This window comes from Lamprobacter sp. (genome assembly GCF_034860625.1).
GTDB lineage: Bacteria > Pseudomonadota > Gammaproteobacteria > Chromatiales > Chromatiaceae > Lamprobacter.
Genome location: NZ_JAYESN010000465.1, coordinates 1 through 1,663, shown reverse-complemented (window position 1 = coordinate 1,663; position 1,663 = coordinate 1). Strand labels below are relative to the sequence as shown.

2 protein-coding genes are annotated in these 1,663 nt (G+C 64.7%); both read left to right on the top strand.

Annotated features, from left to right (window positions below):
* Window positions 1-256: LolA-related protein (locus VBE63_RS28870; protein ID WP_323686422.1), on the top strand; the 256-nt coding region annotated here is incomplete at its 5' end.
* A 3-nt stretch (window positions 257-259) separates the two neighbouring features.
* A partial coding sequence (locus VBE63_RS28865) for an MMPL family transporter (protein WP_323686421.1) occupies window positions 260-1,663 on the top strand: 1,404 nt, incomplete at its 3' end.

Here is a 1,663-nt window from a genome sequence, read left to right as displayed (position 1 = left end):
CGGCGCACTGCGAGCCACCTTCGCCGGTCACCTCGCCGCACTACGCACCGATTACCGCCTCGACTATCACCCTGCCGACGCGCACTGGACCCTAGACCTCAAACCCCGGCGCAGCGGCCTGTCGCATCTGTTCCGTCGCATCAGCATGGTCGGCGATGGCGCCAGCATTCGCATCATCACGATGGAAGAGCCGGACGGTGACCTGCGCAGGCTGCGCATGCGGCTACTCGCCCGCGAGCCTGCTGACCTCGACTAAGCCATGAACCGCTCAGTTCGACGCTGGACCTTGCTTGTAGCCTGGCTCGGCGCGTTGGTGCTGTTGGGAGTCTGGAGCGCACTCAACCTCCGACCCAGCACCGACCTGTCTCAGTTTCTACCCCGTGGCGTCTCGCAACAAGATCAGGTCTTGCTCTCCCAAGTGCGCGGCGGTGTCGCTGCCCGCACGCTGCTGCTGCGCATCAGTGCTATCAACACGACCCTAAACAGCGAGGCACTGGCGGACGCCAGCCGAGCCCTGGCAGAGCGGCTGCGCGAAGAAGCGGAAGTGTTCCTCGGAATCGCCAATGGCGACCTAACTGCAGTTGCGGCCGTCACAGACCCTGTCCTTTTCCAGTACCGCTACCTCGTCGGACCGCCCGCGCATTGCGCCGACGCGCTGAACGCGTCAACGCTGCGAGTTGCACTCGAGCAGCGACTCGATGAGCTTGCCTCGGGCCTGGCTATGCTCGACAAACAACGCCTACCCGAAGATCCCACAGCCTGCTATCGCCAGATCCTCCTTTCAATGGCTCCGGACCAGAGGCCGAGCCGCCGCCACGGGGTCTGGTTTAGCCCTGATGGCCAAAGCGCGTTACTGGTCGCGCTTTCCAGCGCCAACGCCTCGGATATCGCTGCTCAACGCCGCGCTATCAGCGCCGTTGAAGACGCCTTCGGCAGCCTTCCAGAGCATTCAGCGTTGAGGCTAGAGCTAGCCGGTCCGGGCTATTTCGCCGTGAGCTCGGAGCAACAGATCAAGACCGAGACCCTTCTGCTCAGTACCGCGGCCAGCCTCATCGTTGCACTCATCCTGGCCCTGGCCTTCCGTTCTGCCGCCTTAGTGGCACTGGGTATCCTGCCGCTGGCCAGCGGCATCCTCGTGGGCGCCTTGCTGGTATCGCTCCTGTATGGCTCGGTGCATGGCATCACCCTGGCGCTGGGTGTCACACTGCTGGGCGTCGCACTCGACTACCCGGTGCATGTCTATGCGCATACCGCCGGTACTGATCCAGCCGACCGCCGGGCGGTTTGGCGCACCCTGCTGCTCGGCATGGCCACCACGGTGCTGGGCTATGCGGCCCTGGCCTGGACCAGCTTTCAAGGATTGTCACAGCTCGGCGTCCTCGCTGCCGCTGGACTGGCCACCGCGGCACTGACATCGCGCTACCTCTTGCCAAGGCTACTGCCCGCTGGCTATCGGCTGCCGGAACGCCCCTGGCTGACCTCGCTTCAGCCACGGCTGCCACGACTGTCACGACGCAGCGGCGCCATCCTGCTACTGGCCAGCAGCCTCGCGCTCGGCCTGGCCCTATCGGTGCAGGACAATCCTTTGGAGACGGACATTCGGCGCCTGAGCGTCATTCCCCAGAGCCAGCTCGACAAAGACAGCGCAATCCGCGCCGAGCTC